Here is a 17071-nt window from a genome sequence, read left to right on the forward strand (position 1 = left end):
TGCGCCGAGCAAAAGTAAGCTAAGTCGTATCCTCACTGTCAGCCCCTCCTATTTGATTTGTGCGATATGTTCCTCTGAGCGGATAAATTGTTCGACGCGCGTCAAAGGTATGGGATCAATCCAGCGATCCTCATCGATAGGTTTTCCGTCGGCATTTATTGTCGCGATGACTTCAAACTCAAGGGTCTGCTCATCTGCGGTGGTTACAGGTTTGGCGGAGAGGTCATCTCGCCAGAAGCACCAGGCCTGGCCGCTCTTGGCGCGTTTGAAGGCGACGACCTTTTTAAAGCTGCGAGATGCTCCGCCGCAGGCTGGGCCTGACGTGGTATGCAGGGTCCCTAGGACCTCGACCAAGGTCCCCGCTTCGTCTCGATAGCGCAGGTAATCGAAACTGAAGTAGAGGGCTGTGGCGATGTTGAGCCTCGATTGCGACCGTATCGGTGCGGGCGCCTGGGCCGAGACAGGTGTGACGACCAAGTCGCCGTTGGGGTCTTGGCGGATCACCCCGTCAAGCAGATCACCGCTGATCATAAGCCGCGGCTTGATGCGATCCTGGTTCAACTGGCGCCGTGCGAGCAAAGCCGCAGCGAATGTGACTGTCGGCGCGGCCTGGGAGGTTCCCGAAAGCAAGGCCCCGCCCGTTTCGCCATCAAGGGTCGAGGCGATGTTGCATCCTGGCGCTGCGATATCGACCGTTTCAGCCCCGTAGTTTGAGAACTCCGTGAGGTTGCCCTGGCCGTCTTCAGCGGCGACGACGAGAAGATTTTCCGCGCCACCCAGTCCTGCAGGAAAGGCGTCAGCCAACTCGCTATCGAGGTCGCGCGTGTCATTGCCAGAGGCGGCGACAAAGAGCGTGCCAGGATTTGAGCCCAGCATGGCCTCAATGGGCCCGCGCGCAGCGCGGCCGAACTTGAGGCTCATATTGACCAAAGCGGGAGACTGGTAATTGACCCGCCGTAGGATCTCGCTGAATTGAGAAAGCGGAAAAGCTGGGATCTCACGCTTTCCCGGTGAGAAGGCCACATGGTTCATGCGCAGCCAGGCGTTCTGCCCGGCGTCTTGGGAAAAGAACCGCTTGTCCTTGCGGGCGGCCGCGCCGGACGCCGAACCGGCTACGTGAGTGCCGTGGCCAGAATCCGCATCCAAGACGGCGTCGTCAGCAAAGGTTTCGCGATTGAAGGGGCTAACGGACGACGACGCTGTTAGCGCAAGGACAGGGCCGATCGTCTCCTTGCCAGACGGCGTGTCTACATTGATCGCGAAAAAGCCTCTGTCGAACTGGCTGGTGCCGTAGACCTTTCCGTTACTTCGGAAGGCTCCGAAGAAGCCGTTGTCAGCGACCATGACCCGAATGTCGTCGCGAACGACGCTGGCCTTGTAGTTAAAGGCGTAGGCGACCCTATCAAGATCGAAGGGCTGGCCGAGCTTGTCCTTGCAGCCGGGCGGTGTCTTTCCAGGTTGAGTGGCGTCTTGCTTAGCCGTGACGATTTCGCCGTCTCTGACGATGGGGTCTTCGTCGCGAGCGCGCACAGCGTCTTCTGCCTGCGCGACGACCTGGAGGGCCTTGCGTTCAAGCGCCTTGCGAAACTCGGCCTTTGTTCCGCTCCTTGGCACAACCAAGACTGGACGCGTGCGAAAGTGATACTTCAAGACTGTCCCCACAGGGACATTGCTGACGTCGGCGACGCCTGATCTTGCGAAGAAGTTCGCCCAGGTTTTCCTTTGACCAGGACTGCCGGTCTCATTCAGATAGATATTGGAAGCTAGGTTTTCTGGGGTGACTTTCGTCTCGAAGTCGCCGTGCTCAATCCAGAAGCAGGCCGGCCAATCATAGCCATAGGCGGCCTCGCCTAGCTTATCTTTTGGACTGGGGCTGCGACCATTGAGGTCGCTAAAGGCAGTCCAGTAGGACGGTGGCAGCCAGTTGCCGCAGAGTGTCTTGGCGACGACTTCGGCCCGCTGTTCCTTCAGCCCCGGATAGGCCTCCTCTTTCAGTTTCGTCGGCATGGCGTTGAGCGCTAGCCAGCGGACGAGCTTCTCGTGGGGATCGTCGCGGACGATCCGCACCCGCACGGCGGGCCCGTCAACATCGAGGGCGTCAATGTCGGGTCCATCTGTTTGCTGCGAGGGCGCTTGATCCTGGGCGGGCGTTGTAGGCGCGGCCACGGCCTGGGAGAGGGCGTGGCTTGGGCATAGGTTCGCCGCAGCGAGGAGAGCGACTAGGTGGCGGCGCATTTTGGAACCAGGTTGGGGTCCTTAACGGCGACGCGGAACGCGCCGTTCGACTTTTGCCAGCAGGCCAGATAGGCGCGGAAATTCGGCGACGAGAGCGCCGCCATGGTCGAGATCAACTGGCCGGTCGCAGCGCTGACCTTTGAATTGACCCCGCGAACGAACCTCTTGGCCGTCGGGTTTGCAGTCGTCGCGCCAGAGAATAAGGGGCCGCCGGAGTCGCCCTGACACAGCGCCGGCTCCTTGGCGGCTTTTGAGTTGGTTCTCACAGAATAGGCTGAGACGCTATCGACGAGTTCGTCACCGATGTTGAAGACCTGGCTAAAGGGGCCATGGACAATATCGCCCGCGTCTAGATCCACCTTCATGGCGGTGCACCCGTAGCCCGTTATGAGCACGGCGTTGCTTGGCTCTAGGGGCTCTAGATCGACGATCTCCTGCGCCAGAAGGTCGTATCGCGCGGGTCGTTGCTTGGTTTTGGGCGAAAGCGCACAGAGAGCGTAGTCATCGACGCCGCGCGGCTGATTGGTGCTGTAGTTCCCAGAGTCGGTGTAGACCTGATCGATCTGGCAATCGAACTGGATCTCCCCATCATCGAGGGTGATGATGAGCGGGCGCGCCTTGCCACTCTGGCTATCGACGCAGTGGGCCGCGGTTAGAAGAACCCGGGGGCCAACTAGGGTCGCGCTACAAGACCATTCCGCGGCGCCGTCGGCGGAGTTTGCGACGACGATCGAACTCCAATCACCCGCACTTGGCTGTTTGCCCCCAAAGACTTGGATAGCGTTGCTGTCGACAACGTCTGAAAGGGGGCGAAAACGGATTGGGCGAGGGGCGTCTTGGGCGAAACAGGGAACGACTAGGCCTAGAACGAGCACAACACCGGCCATCGAGCCAAAGCTCGTGCTGGCTCTTGCTCGCCAACTGCGCAGCATCTTTTGCCCCCTCAACGTCGCATAGGCTCGCTGACACGATCATCAACCGTGTCAGGCCGCCTCTTCGCCAGGCCGCCAGCCAGGCCCCTTCGATCAATGGAGGATTGGCGGATCCGAAAAAGCGGACCATCAGGCACCAGCGCCGCACGCCACCCCCGAAGCGTGTTGCAATCGCCTGCGCAACTCTGGCGGCAATTCTAGCGCCGTCAAGTTCAAAGTAACGCTGTTCTTTGAGGTCGTGCTTTTATGCCAGCTTAGCGGAGCATTGAGCGGGCCTGCTGCGCACGCCTAAACAGTGGCAGGCCAAGACGCTCGCATTTGGAATCGACGAACTCGGGCCGAACGGCCAAGCTTTATGGATGGCCAAATACGATCCTTTGAACGGACATCTGCGGCGTCAGCGACTCGCCGAACTGGAGATGACCTTCGACGAGATCGAGCGCGTCTTAGGCGTTACGCTCCCCAAAAGCGCCGCGCGGCCGCAGTGGTGGGCAAACGTGGTCGACCCTGACACTACGCATGTCCAGCGCAAGGCGTGGCGCGAGGCTGGCTATGACGCGTTTCTTATCGTCGGCAAGAGCCGCGTTCGCTTCAAGCAGGTCAGATAGGGTCACCGTCGATGACGGCGCTTCTGGGTCAAAACGCGACCCTAGAGCCGTCTCCATTTGGGGGCTAGCTTCTGACGCCCGACTCACTGATGCGAGAATAGGCGGCGCGATGCTCGAAAAGGCCAACGAGAGCATTACAGCTGTCGACATCCATGTTGGCCAGATGATGCGCGCGGTTAGCAAGGCTAAAATCCGAAGCTGAGCGGAGAGGCGTTTGATATCGACGCTGCCCTTCCGGATCTTCCCCTCATGTCGCAGGTAGAAGTCCAACGCGATCAGCGTTTCGTTCCGCGACCAGTTGGTTCTCTCCTCAGCCATCTGCTCGCCCCGGTCTCGATGTGGTGTGCACTATAGCTTGGCCATAGTGCACGCCTAGGCTGAGAAGTTGATGCGCCGACGTCCAGAAGTGACTGTTTCTGGGGAATAACTGCGGAGTATCTGGGGGCAACCAAAATGGGCGAAGTTAGGGCGCTTAGGGTTTGGCGCTAACTAACTAATTGTATTTGGAAAAGAATGGTGGATGCGACAGGGATTGAACCTGTGACCCCCTCGGTGTGAACGAGGTGCTCTCCCGCTGAGCTACGCATCCGCCGTGTGGAGGGCCCCGAAGGGACCGATCCGCGAGAGGAGGGGGCCTATAGCCCGGTGTTCGGCGCGGGGCAAGAGGCCAAAAGCGTGATGCACGCCTTGGGCACGTCCAAAAAGCTGTGGATGACCAGATCCGCGCCCAGGGTCTCGACCGGATCCTCGGTGTAGCCGAACGAGACCAGCACGCCTGGAACGCCCGCGTTGCGGGCCCCGAGCGCGTCATTGATGCTGTCACCGATCATCACGGCGCGGGTCACGTCTCCGCCCACGGCCGCGACGGCGGCGGCGACGTGGCGGCCGTCCGGCTTGGCGGCGGGTGCGAGATCTGCGCCGATCACCGCTTCGAAGAACGGCGAGAGCGCCACGGCGTCGAGCAGCGCTGTCGACAGGTTGGTCAGCTTGTTGGTGCAGACCACAAGCTTGGCCCCGGCCGCCTTGAGGTCGCTCAGGACCTCGACCACGCCGGGAAACGGCGCGCTCTCGTCGGCGATGCGGGCGAGGTAGACCTCGATGAACCGCTGGACGAGGGCGGGCGCCTGCTCGGCGTCGAGCGGCGCCCCGGCGGCGGCGAAGCCACGCTCCAGGAGGGCCCGCGCGCCTCGGCCCACCATCAGGCGCACATCGTCGAAGGGCAGGGGCGGCAGCGATTCTTGGGCCAGGATGATGTTCAGCGCGCCCACCAGATCGGGCGCGGTGTCGACGAGGGTGCCGTCCAGGTCGAAGGCGATGGTCGCCCCGTTCAGGTCATCAAGCGTGCTCATGGGTCTGGCCTTTCGGCCAATTGCACGGCTAATGCAACTTTGGTTCGCCTCCAGGGAGTCGCCGGGACCATGACCGAGTCCGTTTCCAAGCCCGTTCGTCCGCGCGCCGCCGTGATCCTGGCCGCCGGGCAGGGCACGCGGATGAAGTCGCCAACGCCCAAGGTGCTGCACCGACTAGCCGGCCGCAACTTGCTCGACCACGCCATCGACGCCGCCGAAGGGCTGGGCTGCGAGCGCATCATCGTCGTGGTGGGCGCCCACAGCCCGCAGGTCGGTGAGAGCGCCCGCAAACGTCTGGGCCCCGACGCCACCGTGATCCAGGATCCGCCGCTGGGCACCGGACATGCGGTTCTGGCGGCGAAAGACGCCCTGGCGGACTTCCATGGCGACGTCGTCGTCACCTACGCCGACTGCCCGCTGACGACCGCCCCGGTGATCGCGCCGCTGTTCGACCTGATCACCCACGGCGCCCACGTGGCGGTGCTGGGCTTCGAGTCGCAGAACCCGACCGGCTATGGCCGCCTCATCCTGGCGCCGGGCCATGTGCTGCTGCGCATCGTCGAGGAAAAGGAAGCTGATCTGGCGACCAAGCAGGTCAAGCACTGCAATTCCGGCGTGCTGGCCGCTGACCGCGCGGTTCTCTTCGACCTGCTGGCCAATGTCCGCAACGACAACGCCAAGGGCGAGTACTATCTGACCGACGTCGTGGGCCTGGCGCATGAGCGTCACCTGTCGACCCGCGCGGCCTTCGCCCCTGAAGCGTCGGTACAGGGGGTCAACGCCCAGGCCGAGCTCGCCGCCGCCGAGGCCGTGTGGCAGCAGAATCGTCGCAAGGCGCTGATGATCGAGGGGGTCACCATGCCCGCTCCGGACACCGTCCATCTGGCCTGGGACACCCAGATCGCCGGCGGCGCGGTGGTCGAACAGTTCGTGGTGTTCGGCCCGGGCGTCAGCGTCGCCAGCGGCGCCGTGATCAAGGCCTTCAGCCATCTGGAAGGCGCGGTGGTGGGCGAGGGGGCCCTGATCGGACCCTATGCCCGTCTGCGGTCCGGCGCCGAGATCGGCCCAGAGGCGCACATCGGCAACTTCGTCGAGGTCAAGAAGGTCAAGGTCGGCGCGGGCGCCAAGGCCAACCATCTCAGCTATCTGGGCGACGGCTCGGTCGGCGAGAAGGCCAATATCGGCGCCGGTACGATCTTCTGTAACTACGACGGCTTCGAGAAGTTCGAGACCCATGTGGGCAAGGGCGCGTTCATCGGCTCCAACAGCGCCCTGGTCGCGCCCGTGCGCGTCGGCGACGGCGCGATGACAGGCTCAGGGTCGGTGATCACCAAGGATGTCGAGGACGGCGCTTTGGCGCTGTCGCGCGCTGACCAGAAGACTAAGGCCGGTTGGGCCACCAAGTTCCGGGCGATCAAGCAGGCCCAGAAGGACAAGAAGAAGGACAAGAAGGCATGAGCGCCGACGACCAGAAGCGCATTTCGGGCGAAGCCGCCGCCGAGCTTGTCGAGAACGGCATGGTGGTCGGTCTGGGCACCGGCTCCACGGCCGCCTGGTTCGTCAAGGCGCTGGCCGCGCGGAGCCTGAAAGACATTCGCGGCGTGCCGACCTCGGACGCCACCGCCGCCCTGGCCCGTGAGCTGGGCATCCCGCTGGCGGCGCTGGACGATGTGAAGACCGTCGACCTGACCGTGGACGGCGCCGACGAGATCGGCCCGGGGCTGTCGCTGATCAAGGGCGGCGGCGCGGCGCTGCTGCGCGAGAAGCTGGTCTGGGAAGCGTCGACCCGCTGTGTCGTCATCGCTGACGCCGCCAAGCGTGTGGCGGCTCTGGGCAAGTTCCCGCTGCCCATCGAGGTGGTGCGCTTTGGTCACGTCCACACCGGCCATCGCCTCGCCGATATCGCCGCCGAGTTCGACCTGCCGCCCCCGCGCCTGCGCACGGCCGAGCGTGGCATGGTGGTCACCGACGGCGGCAATCTGATCTACGACATGGCCTCGGGAAAGATCGACGATCCCACCGCTCTGGCTGCGGCGCTGAAAAGCGTGACCGGCGTTGTCGATCATGGCCTGTTCCTCGACCTCGCCGACGAGGCCCTCGTGGGCACGGACGAGGGCGTGGTGCGCCTGCAGCCCTGACGTCCTACATAAGCCGACCCGTTTCGCTTCCGGAGGCCGATGATGGCTGACTACGACTTTGATCTCTTCGTCATCGGCGCGGGCTCCGGCGGCGTGCGGGCCGCGCGTCTCGCCGCGCTCAGCGGCGCCAAGGTGGCTGTGGCCGAGGAGTATCGGGTCGGCGGCACGTGCGTGGTGCGCGGCTGCGTGCCCAAGAAGTTCATGGTCTACGCCAGCGAGGTCACAAGCCAGCTGAAGACGGCCAAGGGCTATGGCTGGACGATCGACGACGCCCGCTTCGACTGGAAGACCTTCCTGCACGAAAAGGACGTCGAGATCGCGCGTCTGTCGGGCATCTACGTCACCAATCTCCAGAAGGCCGGCGCGCACCTGCTGCACGGTCGCGCCCAGATCGTCGACGCCCACACCGTGGAAGTCCTGCCCAAGGACGGCAGCGACGACGCCGGAACCTACACCGCCCGCAAGATCCTGGTGGCCACCGGCGGACGGCCTGTGCGTCCGGTGTTCCCGGGGGCGGAACTGGGGATCACCTCGGACGAGGCGTTCCATCTGCCGACCCTGCCCAAGAGCGTGCTGGTTGTCGGCGGCGGCTATATCGCCGTCGAGTTCGCCGGCATCTATGCGGGCCTCGGCGTCCAGACGACGCTGCTCTATCGCGGGGCCAACATCCTGCGCGGCTTCGACGACGATGTGCGCATGCACCTGGCCGACGAGCTTGAAAAGCGCGGGATCAAGGTGGTGCTGGGCTGCTCGCACAAGAGCATCGAGAAGATGGAAGACGGCCGGCTGCTGAGCACGCTGAGCAACGATCTGACCTTCGAGACCGAGGCGGTGATGTTCGCCACCGGTCGCGAGCCCTATGTCCAGGGACTGGGCCTGGAGAAGCCCGGCGTGAAGCTGAATGACAAGGGCGCGATCGCGGTCGACAAGTTCTCCAAGACCAATGTCGAGAGCATCTGGGCTGTCGGCGACGTCACCGACCGGATCAACCTGACGCCGGTGGCGATCCGCGAGGGCGCGGCCTTCGCCCAGACCGAGTTCTACGGCAACCCGACGACCTTTGATCACGACCTGGTCGCCTCGGCGGTGTTCTCGCAGCCGCCCGTCGGCGCTGTGGGCATGAGCGAGGCCGAGGCCCGCCAGGCGTTCGGCAAGGTCGACATCTATCGCTCGATCTTCCGGCCCATGAAGGTCACCTTCTATGGCGGCCAGGAGCGGTGCCTGATCAAGTTGGTGGTCAAGCAGGACGATGAGCGCGTTGTCGGCGTCCATGTGGTTGGTCCTGACTCGCCCGAGATCATCCAGATGGCCGCGATCGCGGTGAAGATGGGCGTGACCAAGCCGCAGTGGGATTCCACCTGCGCCGTTCACCCGACCCTCGCCGAGGAGCTGGTGACGATGCGCGAGAAGTATGTGCCGGCCGACGTCGGCGGGGTGGGATGATCCAGGCGACCGCTCCGGAGCGCCGGACCCGGTGGCTGGGCGCGCTCGCCGTCTTCGCGATGGTGATGACGCCGCTCGTCGGCTATCTGATCCCGCTCTGGTATGCGGCGGTGCTGAGCTTGGTTGGTCTTCTGGCCGCGCCGACCCTGGTGCGCTCGCGAGCCCCGCTGTTGCCCGTTGTGGCGCTCGTGATCTTGGTGGGCTGGGCGCTCATCAGTCTGAACTGGAGCCCCGCCGCCCCGCATCTGGATGATCTCACGCGCGACAAGGACCTTGAGAAATTCACCGCGCTGAAACTCGTCCTGCAACTGGCGCTCTACGGCGCGGCGGTCGCGGGGCTGGCGCAGATGTCCCGCGGCTCGGCGCGTCTGGCGGGCAGGGTGATGCTGGTCGGCGTGGTCCTTCTGGCCCTGATCACCTTCGCCGACGGTGTCCTCAAGGCGGCGATCTATCAGGTTCTGCACAATCTGACCGAGGAGCCCATCCGTCCCGATCTGGCGATGGTGAAGGTGTCCATGGCGACCTATCCGGCGATCCTGCTTTTCTGGCCGTGTGTCAGGATCCTGGACGCCTGGAACTTTCGGGGGCGCAATATCGCGATCGCCTTGATCGCCGTCTGCATCGCGTCAGGCGCGCACCTCACCGGCGCCGATGCGCCGATCGCGGCGCTGATCCTTGGCGGCGTGGCCTGGCTGGGAACACGGGTCATCGGCAAGCCGTTTGTCCGTGGACTGATCCCCGCCGTATCGGCCCTCTTCATCTTCGCGCCGCTGGTGGTGCTCTGGGGCGTGCGCTCGGGTCTCTTCGCTTGGCTGCATGTCATCGCGCCGCCGTCTTGGGATCATCGCCTGAACATCTGGGCCTTCACCGGCAATCAGATCGTCGAGCACGCGCTTCGGGGCTGGGGGATGGACGCCAGCCGCACGTTCGGACCGGCCATCCCGCTGCACACCCACAACGCCGCCCTGCAGCTCTGGCTGGAGTTGGGGTCCATGGGGGCGGCCATGGCGGCGGCGTTCTTTGCTTGGGTCCTCTACCGCATCGTCGCCTGGACGGGCGAAAGCCGGCGCGACGGCGCCATGGCGGCGGCGGTGACGGTTTCCTATCTGGTGATCGGCGGGCTCAGCTTCGGCGTCTGGCAGGAGTGGTGGCTCGCGCTCGGCGCGCTGGCGGCCATCGCCTGTGGGGTGGCGCAAAAATCCAGCGCGCTCAGGGCCTAGCGCGACAACGAATGTTCCCTCCGGAGGAGGTCAAAGGCCTCTTGCCGCATGATTTTGCCTTTTCCTTCCATTTGCGGTATCTACCGCGCCCTTTGTAGTGATCGAGCCTCGACATGACCGCCCGTTGGACCCCCGCCGCCTGGAGAGCCAAGCCCGCAAAGCACCTGCCCACCGACTATCCGGACATGGGCGCGGTCGAGCGGGTGGAGCAGACGCTGCGTCAAATGCCGCCCCTGGTCTTCGCCGGCGAGGCCCGCCGCCTGAAGAGCCAACTGGGTGAGGTGGCCGAGGGCCGGGCGTTCCTGTTGCAGGGCGGCGATTGCGCCGAGAGCTTCAAGGAATTTCACGCCGACAATATCCGGGACACCTTCCGCCTGATCCTGCAGATGGCGGTGGTGCTGACCTTCGCCGGCGGCAAGCCCGTGGTGAAGGTGGGCCGCATCGCCGGCCAGTTCGCCAAGCCGCGTTCGGAGCCGACCGAGGTTCAGGGCGACGTGACCCTGCCGTCCTATCGCGGCGACATCATCAACGGCATGGACTTCAACGAGGCCGAGCGGGTTCCGGATCCGGATCGCCTGCTGAAGGCCTATGGCCAGTCGGCCGCCACGCTGAACCTGCTGCGCGCCTTCGCCAGCGGCGGCTACGCCGACCTCTACAACATCCACCGCTGGACCCTGGGCTTCGTCGGCGACAGCCCGCAGGGCGCGCGCTACCGCGAGCTGTCGGAGAAGATCAGCGAAGCGCTGACCTTCATGGCGGCGGTCGGGGTCACGCCCGACACCCAGCCGGACCTGCGTCGCGTCGAGTTCTTCACCAGCCACGAGGCCCTGCTGCTGGGCTTCGAGGAAGCCATGACCCGCGTCGATAGCACCTCGGGCGACTGGTACGACACCAGCGCCCACCTGCTGTGGATCGGCGAGCGCACTCGCCAGCTGGATGGCGCCCACGTCGAGTTCATGCGCGGCGTGAAGAACCCGATCGGCCTGAAGTGCGGTCCGACGATGGAGGGCGATGATCTGCTGCGCCTGATCGACGTCTTGAACCCGCATAACGAGCCGGGCCGCCTGACCCTTTACGGCCGCTTCGGCTCCGACAAGATCGCCGATCGCCTGCCGCGCCTGATGAGGGCGACCAAGTCGGCGGGGCGCTCTGTGGTCTGGGCCACCGACCCGATGCACGGCAACACGCTGAAGGCCTCGACCGGCTACAAGACCCGCCCGTTCGATCGGATTCTGTCCGAGGTGAAGAGCTTCGTCGAGATCGCCCAGGCCGAAGGCGTCCACCCCGGCGGCGTCCACCTGGAGATGACGGGCCAGAACGTCACCGAATGCCTCGGCGGCGCTCGCGCGGTCTCCGAGACGGAACTCGCCGATCGCTACCACACGCACTGCGACCCCCGCCTGAACGGCGAGCAGGCGCTGGAGCTGGCCTTCCTGGTGGCTGAGAAGCTCAAGGCGGCCCGCGACGACCAGCGTCGTCTCGCCGCTGGCTGAAACGATCCCTCGGCGGACGCGCGCAAGGCCCGTTCGCCGAGGTTAGCGCCGCTCGACCAGGGCGCCGTAGCGTAAGCTAAGGCGAGGCCGTCCGAGCGCATTCTTCCGAGAACATTGATAGGTTTGCATTGCAACACGCGGCGTCTTGACCGGTCGCGCGGTGCTCTCCAATGGTTGCTCCAAGGGAGAGACGAATGCGTTTACGTCAGAAGATCAGGCGGGAAATCCGGTTTCTGAAGGGGCTGTCCCGGACGCTGAAACGCGTGAAGACGATCGGTCCCGATAGTCCCAACCTGATCTGTGACGATCTCGAGGCCGCCGTCGACAAGTGGGGGCCGCGTCCGGCCATCACCTTCGAAGGCAAGACGATCAGCTACGCCGAGCTGGACGCCATGGCCAACCGCTATGCGCATTGGGCTAAGGGCTTGGGTCTGACGCGCGGCCAGACCGTCGCGCTGTTCATGCCCAACCGCATAGAGTACCTGGCGATCTGGTACGGCTTGACCAAGGTCGGGGTGGCCACCGCCCTGATCAACAACCAGCTGACCGGCGCGGCGCTGGCCCACTGCCTGACCATCTCCCAGGCCATGCACTGCATCGTCGACCCTGAGACCTCGCCCTGTTTCGAGGACGTGAAGGGCCAGCTCGAGCGGCATATGCAACAGTGGGTTCTGGGGCCGGTTCACGACGACCAGCGCGACCTGCTGAAGGCGCTCAAGAGCTGCAGCCACCTGCGTCCCGATCGCGAGACGGCCCGTGAAGGCCTGACCGCCTCCGATACGGCGCTCTACATCTACACCAGCGGCACGACGGGCCTGCCGAAGGCTGCGCGCATCACCCACATGCGCGCCCAGCTGTATATGCGCGGGTTCGCCGGCTCGACCGGGTCCAAGGACACCGACCGCATCTACGTCACCCTGCCGCTCTATCACGCCACCGGTGGGCTTTGCGCTATGGGCGCGGGCTTGCTGAGCGGCGGCTCCATCGTCCTGCGCAAGAAGTTCTCGGCGACCCACTTCTGGCCCGAGATCGTGGCCGAGCAGTGCACCATGTTCGTCTATATCGGCGAGCTGTGCCGCTATCTCGCCAACCAGCCCGAGCACGAGCTGGAGCGCGCCCACAAGCTGCGCATGATCTTCGGCAACGGCCTGCGCGCGGACGTCTGGGACGACATGCTGGACCGCTTCAAGGTCGGCGAGGTGCTGGAGTTCTACGGGGCCACCGAAGGCAACGTTTCGTTCTTCAACTTCGACGGCAAGCGCGGCGCCATCGGGCGCATCCCCGGCTATATGCGCAAGAAGTTCAACTTCCGCATCGTCCGGTTCGACGTCGAGACCGAGACCCCGATCCGTGGACCGGACGGGTGCTGCATCGAGGCGGGACCGGATGAGATCGGCGAGTGCATCGGCCATATCGGCAGCGACGCGCGCTCGAACTTCACCGGCTACGCCGACAAGGCCGCGACCGAGAAGAAGGTGCTGCACGACGTCTTCGAAAAGGGCGACGCGTGGTTCCGCACCGGCGACCTGATGAAGGCCGATCAGGACGGCTATATCTATTTCATCGATCGCATCGGCGACACCTTCCGCTGGAAGGGCGAGAACGTCGCGACGTCCGAGGTGGCCGAGCGGCTGGCCGGCTTCGAGGGCGTCCTTGAGGTCAATGTCTATGGCGTCAAGGTTGGCGACCTGGATGGCAAGGCGGGCATGGCTTCGCTGGTGACCGAAGGCGACCTCGACCTCGAGGCGTTTGCCAAATACGTCGACGAGGCCCTGCCCAGCTACGCCCGCCCGGTGTTCGTGCGCCTGCAGAAGGCGATCGAGACCACGGGCACCTTCAAGTACCGCAAGATCGACCTGGTCAATGAGGGCTTCGACCCGTCCAAGACCAAGGATCCGCTGTACTTCCGCGATCCGGCCAAGGGCTATGTGAAGATCACCAAGACGCTGTGCGCCAAGATCGAGGGCGGCGGCTTCAAGCTCTAGCGGCGCTACTCGGCGTGATGAGCCTTGTTCGTCGCATCCGAAGCCGGGCCGGGCGCGTAGCCTCAGGAGGACCGGCGACGGAGATCATCGCATGGCGGACACCCTCATGAGCCGGCGCGCCGGCCTCGCCGCCTTGGCCGCCACGGTGACGGCGGCGTGTTCGCCTCTGTCGGTGTTCGCCACCTTCACCCCGAAGGACGCCGCCCGCCGTGAGGCGAAAGGCGCGCGCTATACCGACGGTCCGCGCGGCGGCGTCGACATCTATGCGCCGCCGATCGCGCACGGGCCGGCGCCCGTCGCGGTGTTCTTCTATGGCGGATCCTGGGATAGCGGCCGCAAGGGCGACTATGGCTGGGCGGCCCGCGCCATAGCGGCCCAGGGCTTTCTCACCCTGGCGCCGGACTATCGTCTGTACCCCGAGGTGCGCTTTCCCGACTTCTTGGCGGATTGCGCCAAGGCGGTGCGCTGGGCCGTGGACAACGCCGCCGCCCTGGGCGGCGATCCTGAGCGGATCGTGCTGATCGGCCATTCGGCGGGGGCCTACAACGCGGCCATGCTGGCGCTGGATCCGCGCTACCTAAGCAGCGTCGAGGTCGATCCGAAGGTGATCCGGGCCTTCGCCGGCCTGTCGGGCCCCTACGATTTCCTGCCCCTGAAAGGCGCGATTACCGAGCGGACCTTCGGGGAGGCGGCCGACCTGGCGGCCACGCAGCCGATCGCCTTCGCCCGCGCCGATGCGCCGGCCGCCTTCCTGGCGACAGGCGACAAGGACACCACGGTCTATCCGCGCAACACCCGCAAGCTGGCCGCCGCCCTGCGTGACAAAGGCGCCAGGGTCGAGGAGCGGCACTATCCAGGCGTCGACCACGCGGGCGCGGTGCTGGCCCTCTCGCGGCCGTTCCGGCGCAAGGCGACCCTGCTGACCGACATGACCGCCTTCCTGAAGGACGCTACCGCCTAGAGCGTTCTCCGATCAGTGTGAAGCGGTGATCGGATCGAAGAACGCTCTAAGTTTTTGAAATAGAGACCTTTTTATCCGATCTGATTGGTTCAATCAGATCGGAAAGGGCTCTAGCCACAGGTCTGGCCGTTCAGCTTGCGCTGGTAGGCCTGGACCAGGCTCAGATACGGCGGCAGGAAGGTGTGCAGCGCCACGGGCTTGCCATCGGTCGTGGTCCCCGCGACGCCCGCTCGGATCTCGAAGTGCAGGTGGATCGTCGTCGGTGTGCCGCCAAAGTCGTTCGACACCTTGCCCAGCTGCTGGCCCTTGGTGACGGAGTCGCCTTCCTTCACCGCCAGCGTCGCCATCTGCAGGTGCAGATAGCGGTAGGTGTAGTGCGGCGCGGCCTGGCCCACGAGCGTCACGGAGTAGGATCCGATGTCGGTGATCGTCCCGGCCTCGGTGGCGACGGCCCAGTGCTGGTTCTTCTTGCAGCTCGCAGGGCGGATGTCCTGGCCCTGGTGACCCGTGCCCGAGCCGGCGCAGAGCGGATTGGACCGCGAGCGCGCCTCGCAGAAGGTGTCGCGCCAGGGCAGGGTGTAGTTGAGGCTGTCGCACTGGCTGGGCTTGCCGGGCGGTCCCATGCCGCCGCCCGGGCCATAGACCTGTGAGTTAGGGAAGCCGGCCTCCGCTAGCGGCCAGCACATGTTCGGCGACCAGACGGTGCGGTCGAGATAGCCGGGCCCCTGACCGGCGGGGATCGCGCCGGCAGGCTGATGGTCGAAGCTCGCCGAGGGCGGCGGTGGCCCGTCGGGTTGCGGCGCGGGATCCGGGCTCGGCGGGATGGGCTCGCTGGCCGGCTGCTCGGCCCCGCCGTCGGCCGGGGAGTCGTCAGGCTGAGGTGGTCCAGGCTCGGGCGAGGGCGGCTGGGGCGTTTCGCCGGCCGCCGGCTTGGTGGTGTCATCACAGGCGGCCAGCGGCGCCAGGGCGAGGGCGGCGATCAGCAGGAGGGGGGCGGTGCGCATCTCAACCTCCCAGTCCGGCGGCTTGCCGCGCGGCCTTGCCCATCACCACGGCGGTGGTCTTGCCCACCAGGCCCAGCACATAGTTGTCGTCGACGCAGCGCGGGTCGCCCGCGGCGTCGCAGCGGATCTCCACCGTGTAGAGCACGCCAAAGCGCACGAAGCTGGCCAGCTGGCCGTCGACGGTGCGCTGTACGGTCAGCATCTCCGGACCGCTCTCGACCTTCAGGGGCTTGCCGGCCGGAACCGTCGTCGTCGTTCCGCTGAGCGAGACGCCGCCGCCCAGAGTGTCGGAGTGATCGTGTAGTAGTCGCCGAAGCTGTAGATCCGCGCCCCGGCCGTCAGCTTGGGATCACGCGGCAACAGGATCGGGACGGCGGTCTTGTCGACCTGTTCGCGGTTCAGATTGGCCGCAAGACCTTCCCCCACATTCGCCGACTGGCGAAGGCCGCCGACCGCCGCCTGCCAGTCGACGCCGCCTCGGGGACGGGCGACCAGAGCGGTGATCGAGGGGCGTGGCGCGGTCCCTGGTGCGGCCCCTGGCGCAGTCGGTGGCGCGGTCGGGTCCGGCCGAGTCTGAGCCTCGCCCGTGGAGATCCAGGCTGTTCCCGCGAGTAGTGATGCGGTGACGAGACCCGCCACCGCCCAGCTTCTTCCGTGACGCATGATAGCCCCCGCAGAACCGCGTTCTTTCAAACCTTAACGCGAAAGGGGCGGCTTGTTAACCTTTGTCGCTATGTTGCGGTGCGATTGAACCGGCGCGGGTTCGTGGCTATATGGCGGGACCTGTTGACGGGCCTTGTGTGTGGCGGCCCAGAAGATTCCAGTTCATTCAAAGGGATAGACTTCCCCGCCATGCTGCTCACCATGCTGAAGGCCAAGCTGCACCGCGCGACGGTGACCCAGGCCGATCTCGACTACGAAGGCTCGATCGCGATCGATCGCGACCTTCTGGACGCCTCGGGCATCCTGCCCAATGAGCAGGTCGACGTGCTCAACATCACGAACGGCGCGCGCTTCACGACCTACGCGATCGAGGCGCCGCGCGGCTCAAAAGTGATCGGCGTCAATGGCGCGGCCGCCCGTCTGGTGCAGAAGAACGATCTGGTGATTGTCGTCACCTACTGCCAGATGCCCGCCGAGGAGGCGCGCAACTACACCCCGACCGTCGTCCTGCTGGACGAGGGCAACCTGATCAAGAAGGCGGCCTGACCGATGACGCGCCCCAGGATGAAAAGCGGGGCGCTGGCCGTTCTCGCGCTCGCGGGCCTCACCGCCTGCTCGCCCAAGCTGCCTGACGGGATCGATGAGACGGTGCTGGCCCAGTCCATCGGTCGCCAGATCGGCTCGGGCTCGACCTGCGTGGTGATCGCCGAGGCCGCCGGCGGCAAGCTGGTCTGGCGCGGCGGCGGCTATGTCACCTGCGCGCGCGACCTGCCGACCTGCGATGGGGTCGTGACCACGGCCGAGAAGCTGCTGCAGGCAAACCTCGGCAAGCCCGCGCGCTTCTTCAGCTGCGAAAGCGGCTCGGCGCCGGGCAACACTGTGGGCTGGGCGATCGGCCCGGTCCCCACCGGCGCGGGCAAGCCGGCCCGGAACCTGACCTATGTGGCGGTGATGGAGGGCGAACGCGCCCTGCCGGGCCTGGAGATCAAGGACCGCGTCGAGCAGGCCTTCGAGAAGGCCGGGTTCTGATCCCGACCGCC

The 17071-nt window shown here is 65.4% G+C and carries 14 protein-coding genes, 1 tRNA gene and 1 pseudogene; 10 read left to right on the forward strand and 6 right to left on the reverse strand.

Translation table 11 applies throughout. The features are described from left to right. Positions 1-48 precede the first annotated feature (48 nt). Together CA606_RS06040 and CA606_RS06045 are read right to left on the reverse strand one after the other, a co-directional pair. Positions 49-2073 (reverse strand): S8 family serine peptidase, encoded by a 2025-nt coding sequence (locus CA606_RS06040; RefSeq protein WP_181242806.1) that lies wholly within the window; start codon positions 2071-2073, stop codon positions 49-51. Positions 2074-2219: 146 nt separating this feature from the next. Then, on the reverse strand, positions 2220-3167 hold the full coding sequence (locus CA606_RS06045; protein WP_096051948.1) for a trypsin-like serine protease: 948 nt from the start codon (positions 3165-3167) through the stop codon (positions 2220-2222). Positions 3168-3526: 359 nt separating this feature from the next. Between CA606_RS06045 and CA606_RS06050 the strand changes: the two genes are divergently transcribed. Next, positions 3527-3775, forward strand: a complete 249-nt coding sequence (locus tag CA606_RS06050; protein ID WP_096051947.1) for a DUF7662 domain-containing protein — start codon at positions 3527-3529, stop codon at positions 3773-3775. Between the two features lie 514 nt (positions 3776-4289). On the opposite strand, the gene CA606_RS06055 is transcribed toward CA606_RS06050, so the two are convergent. Together CA606_RS06055 and CA606_RS06060 are read right to left on the reverse strand one after the other, a co-directional pair. Further along, positions 4290-4364: transfer RNA gene (locus CA606_RS06055), tRNA-Val, on the reverse strand. Between the two features lie 46 nt (positions 4365-4410). Continuing rightward, a complete protein-coding gene (locus tag CA606_RS06060; protein ID WP_096051946.1) occupies positions 4411-5124 on the reverse strand; it encodes a phosphoglycolate phosphatase in 714 nt (237 codons plus the stop codon). Positions 5125-5193: 69 nt separating this feature from the next. Here CA606_RS06060 and glmU point away from each other — a divergent pair, with 69 nt between their 5' ends. The 7 genes from glmU to CA606_RS06095 all read left to right on the forward strand — a co-directional run bounded on the left by glmU (position 5194) and on the right by CA606_RS06095 (position 14364). After that, positions 5194-6582 carry a bifunctional UDP-N-acetylglucosamine diphosphorylase/glucosamine-1-phosphate N-acetyltransferase GlmU gene (gene glmU / locus CA606_RS06065; protein WP_096051945.1) on the forward strand — a complete coding sequence of 463 codons (1389 nt, stop codon included), beginning with the start codon at positions 5194-5196 and terminating at the stop codon, positions 6580-6582. Continuing rightward, positions 6579-7262: a ribose-5-phosphate isomerase RpiA gene (gene rpiA / locus CA606_RS06070; protein WP_096051944.1), complete on the forward strand. Its 684-nt coding sequence runs from the start codon at positions 6579-6581 to the stop codon at positions 7260-7262. Before glmU ends, rpiA begins: the two co-directional genes overlap by 4 nt. A gap of 42 nt (positions 7263-7304) precedes the next feature. Continuing rightward, on the forward strand, positions 7305-8705 hold the full coding sequence (gene gor, locus CA606_RS06075; protein WP_096053854.1) for a glutathione-disulfide reductase: 1401 nt from the start codon (positions 7305-7307) through the stop codon (positions 8703-8705). Beyond that, positions 8702-9925 carry an O-antigen ligase family protein gene (locus CA606_RS06080; RefSeq protein ID WP_096051943.1) on the forward strand — a complete coding sequence of 408 codons (1224 nt, stop codon included), beginning with the start codon at positions 8702-8704 and terminating at the stop codon, positions 9923-9925. The genes gor and CA606_RS06080 overlap by 4 nt, the downstream gene beginning before the upstream one ends. A 113-nt stretch (positions 9926-10038) precedes the next feature. Then, positions 10039-11418, forward strand: coding sequence for a class II 3-deoxy-7-phosphoheptulonate synthase (locus CA606_RS06085; RefSeq protein ID WP_096051942.1), 1380 nt, complete (start codon positions 10039-10041; stop codon positions 11416-11418). A gap of 194 nt (positions 11419-11612) precedes the next feature. Further along, positions 11613-13403 (forward strand): long-chain-acyl-CoA synthetase, encoded by a 1791-nt coding sequence (locus tag CA606_RS06090; protein ID WP_096051941.1) that lies wholly within the window; start codon positions 11613-11615, stop codon positions 13401-13403. A 91-nt stretch (positions 13404-13494) separates the two neighbouring features. Next, complete coding sequence (locus tag CA606_RS06095; RefSeq protein WP_096051940.1) at positions 13495-14364, forward strand: alpha/beta hydrolase; 870 nt, start codon at positions 13495-13497, stop codon at positions 14362-14364. A 110-nt stretch (positions 14365-14474) separates the two neighbouring features. Here CA606_RS06095 and CA606_RS06100 read toward each other — a convergent pair whose 3' ends face one another. Together CA606_RS06100 and CA606_RS06105 are read right to left on the reverse strand one after the other, a co-directional pair. Further along, positions 14475-15368, reverse strand: a complete 894-nt coding sequence (locus CA606_RS06100; protein WP_096051939.1) for a M23 family metallopeptidase — start codon at positions 15366-15368, stop codon at positions 14475-14477. A gap of 1 nt (position 15369) precedes the next feature. After that, positions 15370-16031 (reverse strand): annotated as a pseudogene (locus CA606_RS06105) (hypothetical protein). Between the two features lie 189 nt (positions 16032-16220). On the opposite strand from CA606_RS06105, the gene panD reads away from it, so the two are divergent. After that, a complete protein-coding gene (gene panD / locus CA606_RS06110; RefSeq protein WP_096051938.1) occupies positions 16221-16577 on the forward strand; it encodes an aspartate 1-decarboxylase in 357 nt (118 codons plus the stop codon). 3 nt (positions 16578-16580) lie between these two features. After that, positions 16581-17060 carry a hypothetical protein gene (locus CA606_RS06115; protein ID WP_096051937.1) on the forward strand — a complete coding sequence of 160 codons (480 nt, stop codon included), beginning with the start codon at positions 16581-16583 and terminating at the stop codon, positions 17058-17060. Positions 17061-17071 lie beyond the last annotated feature (11 nt).

Origin of the sequence: Caulobacter vibrioides (genome assembly GCF_002310375.3) — a bacterium.
Taxonomy (GTDB): Bacteria; Pseudomonadota; Alphaproteobacteria; order Caulobacterales; family Caulobacteraceae; genus Caulobacter; species Caulobacter vibrioides_D.

Bases quoted from the DNA above. Each gene is read 5' to 3' on its own strand.
- CA606_RS06045 (WP_096051948.1), bottom strand. From the start codon at position 3,167: ATGCTGCGCAGTTGGCGAGCAAGAGCCAGCACGAGCTTTGGCTCGATG.
- CA606_RS06050 (WP_096051947.1), top strand. From the start codon at position 3,527: ATGGCCAAATACGATCCTTTGAACGGACATCTGCGGCGTCAGCGACTC.
- CA606_RS06060 (WP_096051946.1), bottom strand. From the start codon at position 5,124: ATGAGCACGCTTGATGACCTGAACGGGGCGACCATCGCCTTCGACCTG.
- glmU (WP_096051945.1), top strand. From the start codon at position 5,194: ATGACCGAGTCCGTTTCCAAGCCCGTTCGTCCGCGCGCCGCCGTGATC.
- rpiA (WP_096051944.1), top strand. From the start codon at position 6,579: ATGAGCGCCGACGACCAGAAGCGCATTTCGGGCGAAGCCGCCGCCGAG.
- gor (WP_096053854.1), top strand. From the start codon at position 7,305: ATGGCTGACTACGACTTTGATCTCTTCGTCATCGGCGCGGGCTCCGGC.
- CA606_RS06080 (WP_096051943.1), top strand. From the start codon at position 8,702: ATGATCCAGGCGACCGCTCCGGAGCGCCGGACCCGGTGGCTGGGCGCG.
- CA606_RS06085 (WP_096051942.1), top strand. From the start codon at position 10,039: ATGACCGCCCGTTGGACCCCCGCCGCCTGGAGAGCCAAGCCCGCAAAG.
- CA606_RS06090 (WP_096051941.1), top strand. From the start codon at position 11,613: ATGCGTTTACGTCAGAAGATCAGGCGGGAAATCCGGTTTCTGAAGGGG.
- CA606_RS06095 (WP_096051940.1), top strand. From the start codon at position 13,495: ATGGCGGACACCCTCATGAGCCGGCGCGCCGGCCTCGCCGCCTTGGCC.
- CA606_RS06100 (WP_096051939.1), bottom strand. From the start codon at position 15,368: ATGCGCACCGCCCCCCTCCTGCTGATCGCCGCCCTCGCCCTGGCGCCG.
- panD (WP_096051938.1), top strand. From the start codon at position 16,221: ATGCTGCTCACCATGCTGAAGGCCAAGCTGCACCGCGCGACGGTGACC.
- CA606_RS06115 (WP_096051937.1), top strand. From the start codon at position 16,581: ATGACGCGCCCCAGGATGAAAAGCGGGGCGCTGGCCGTTCTCGCGCTC.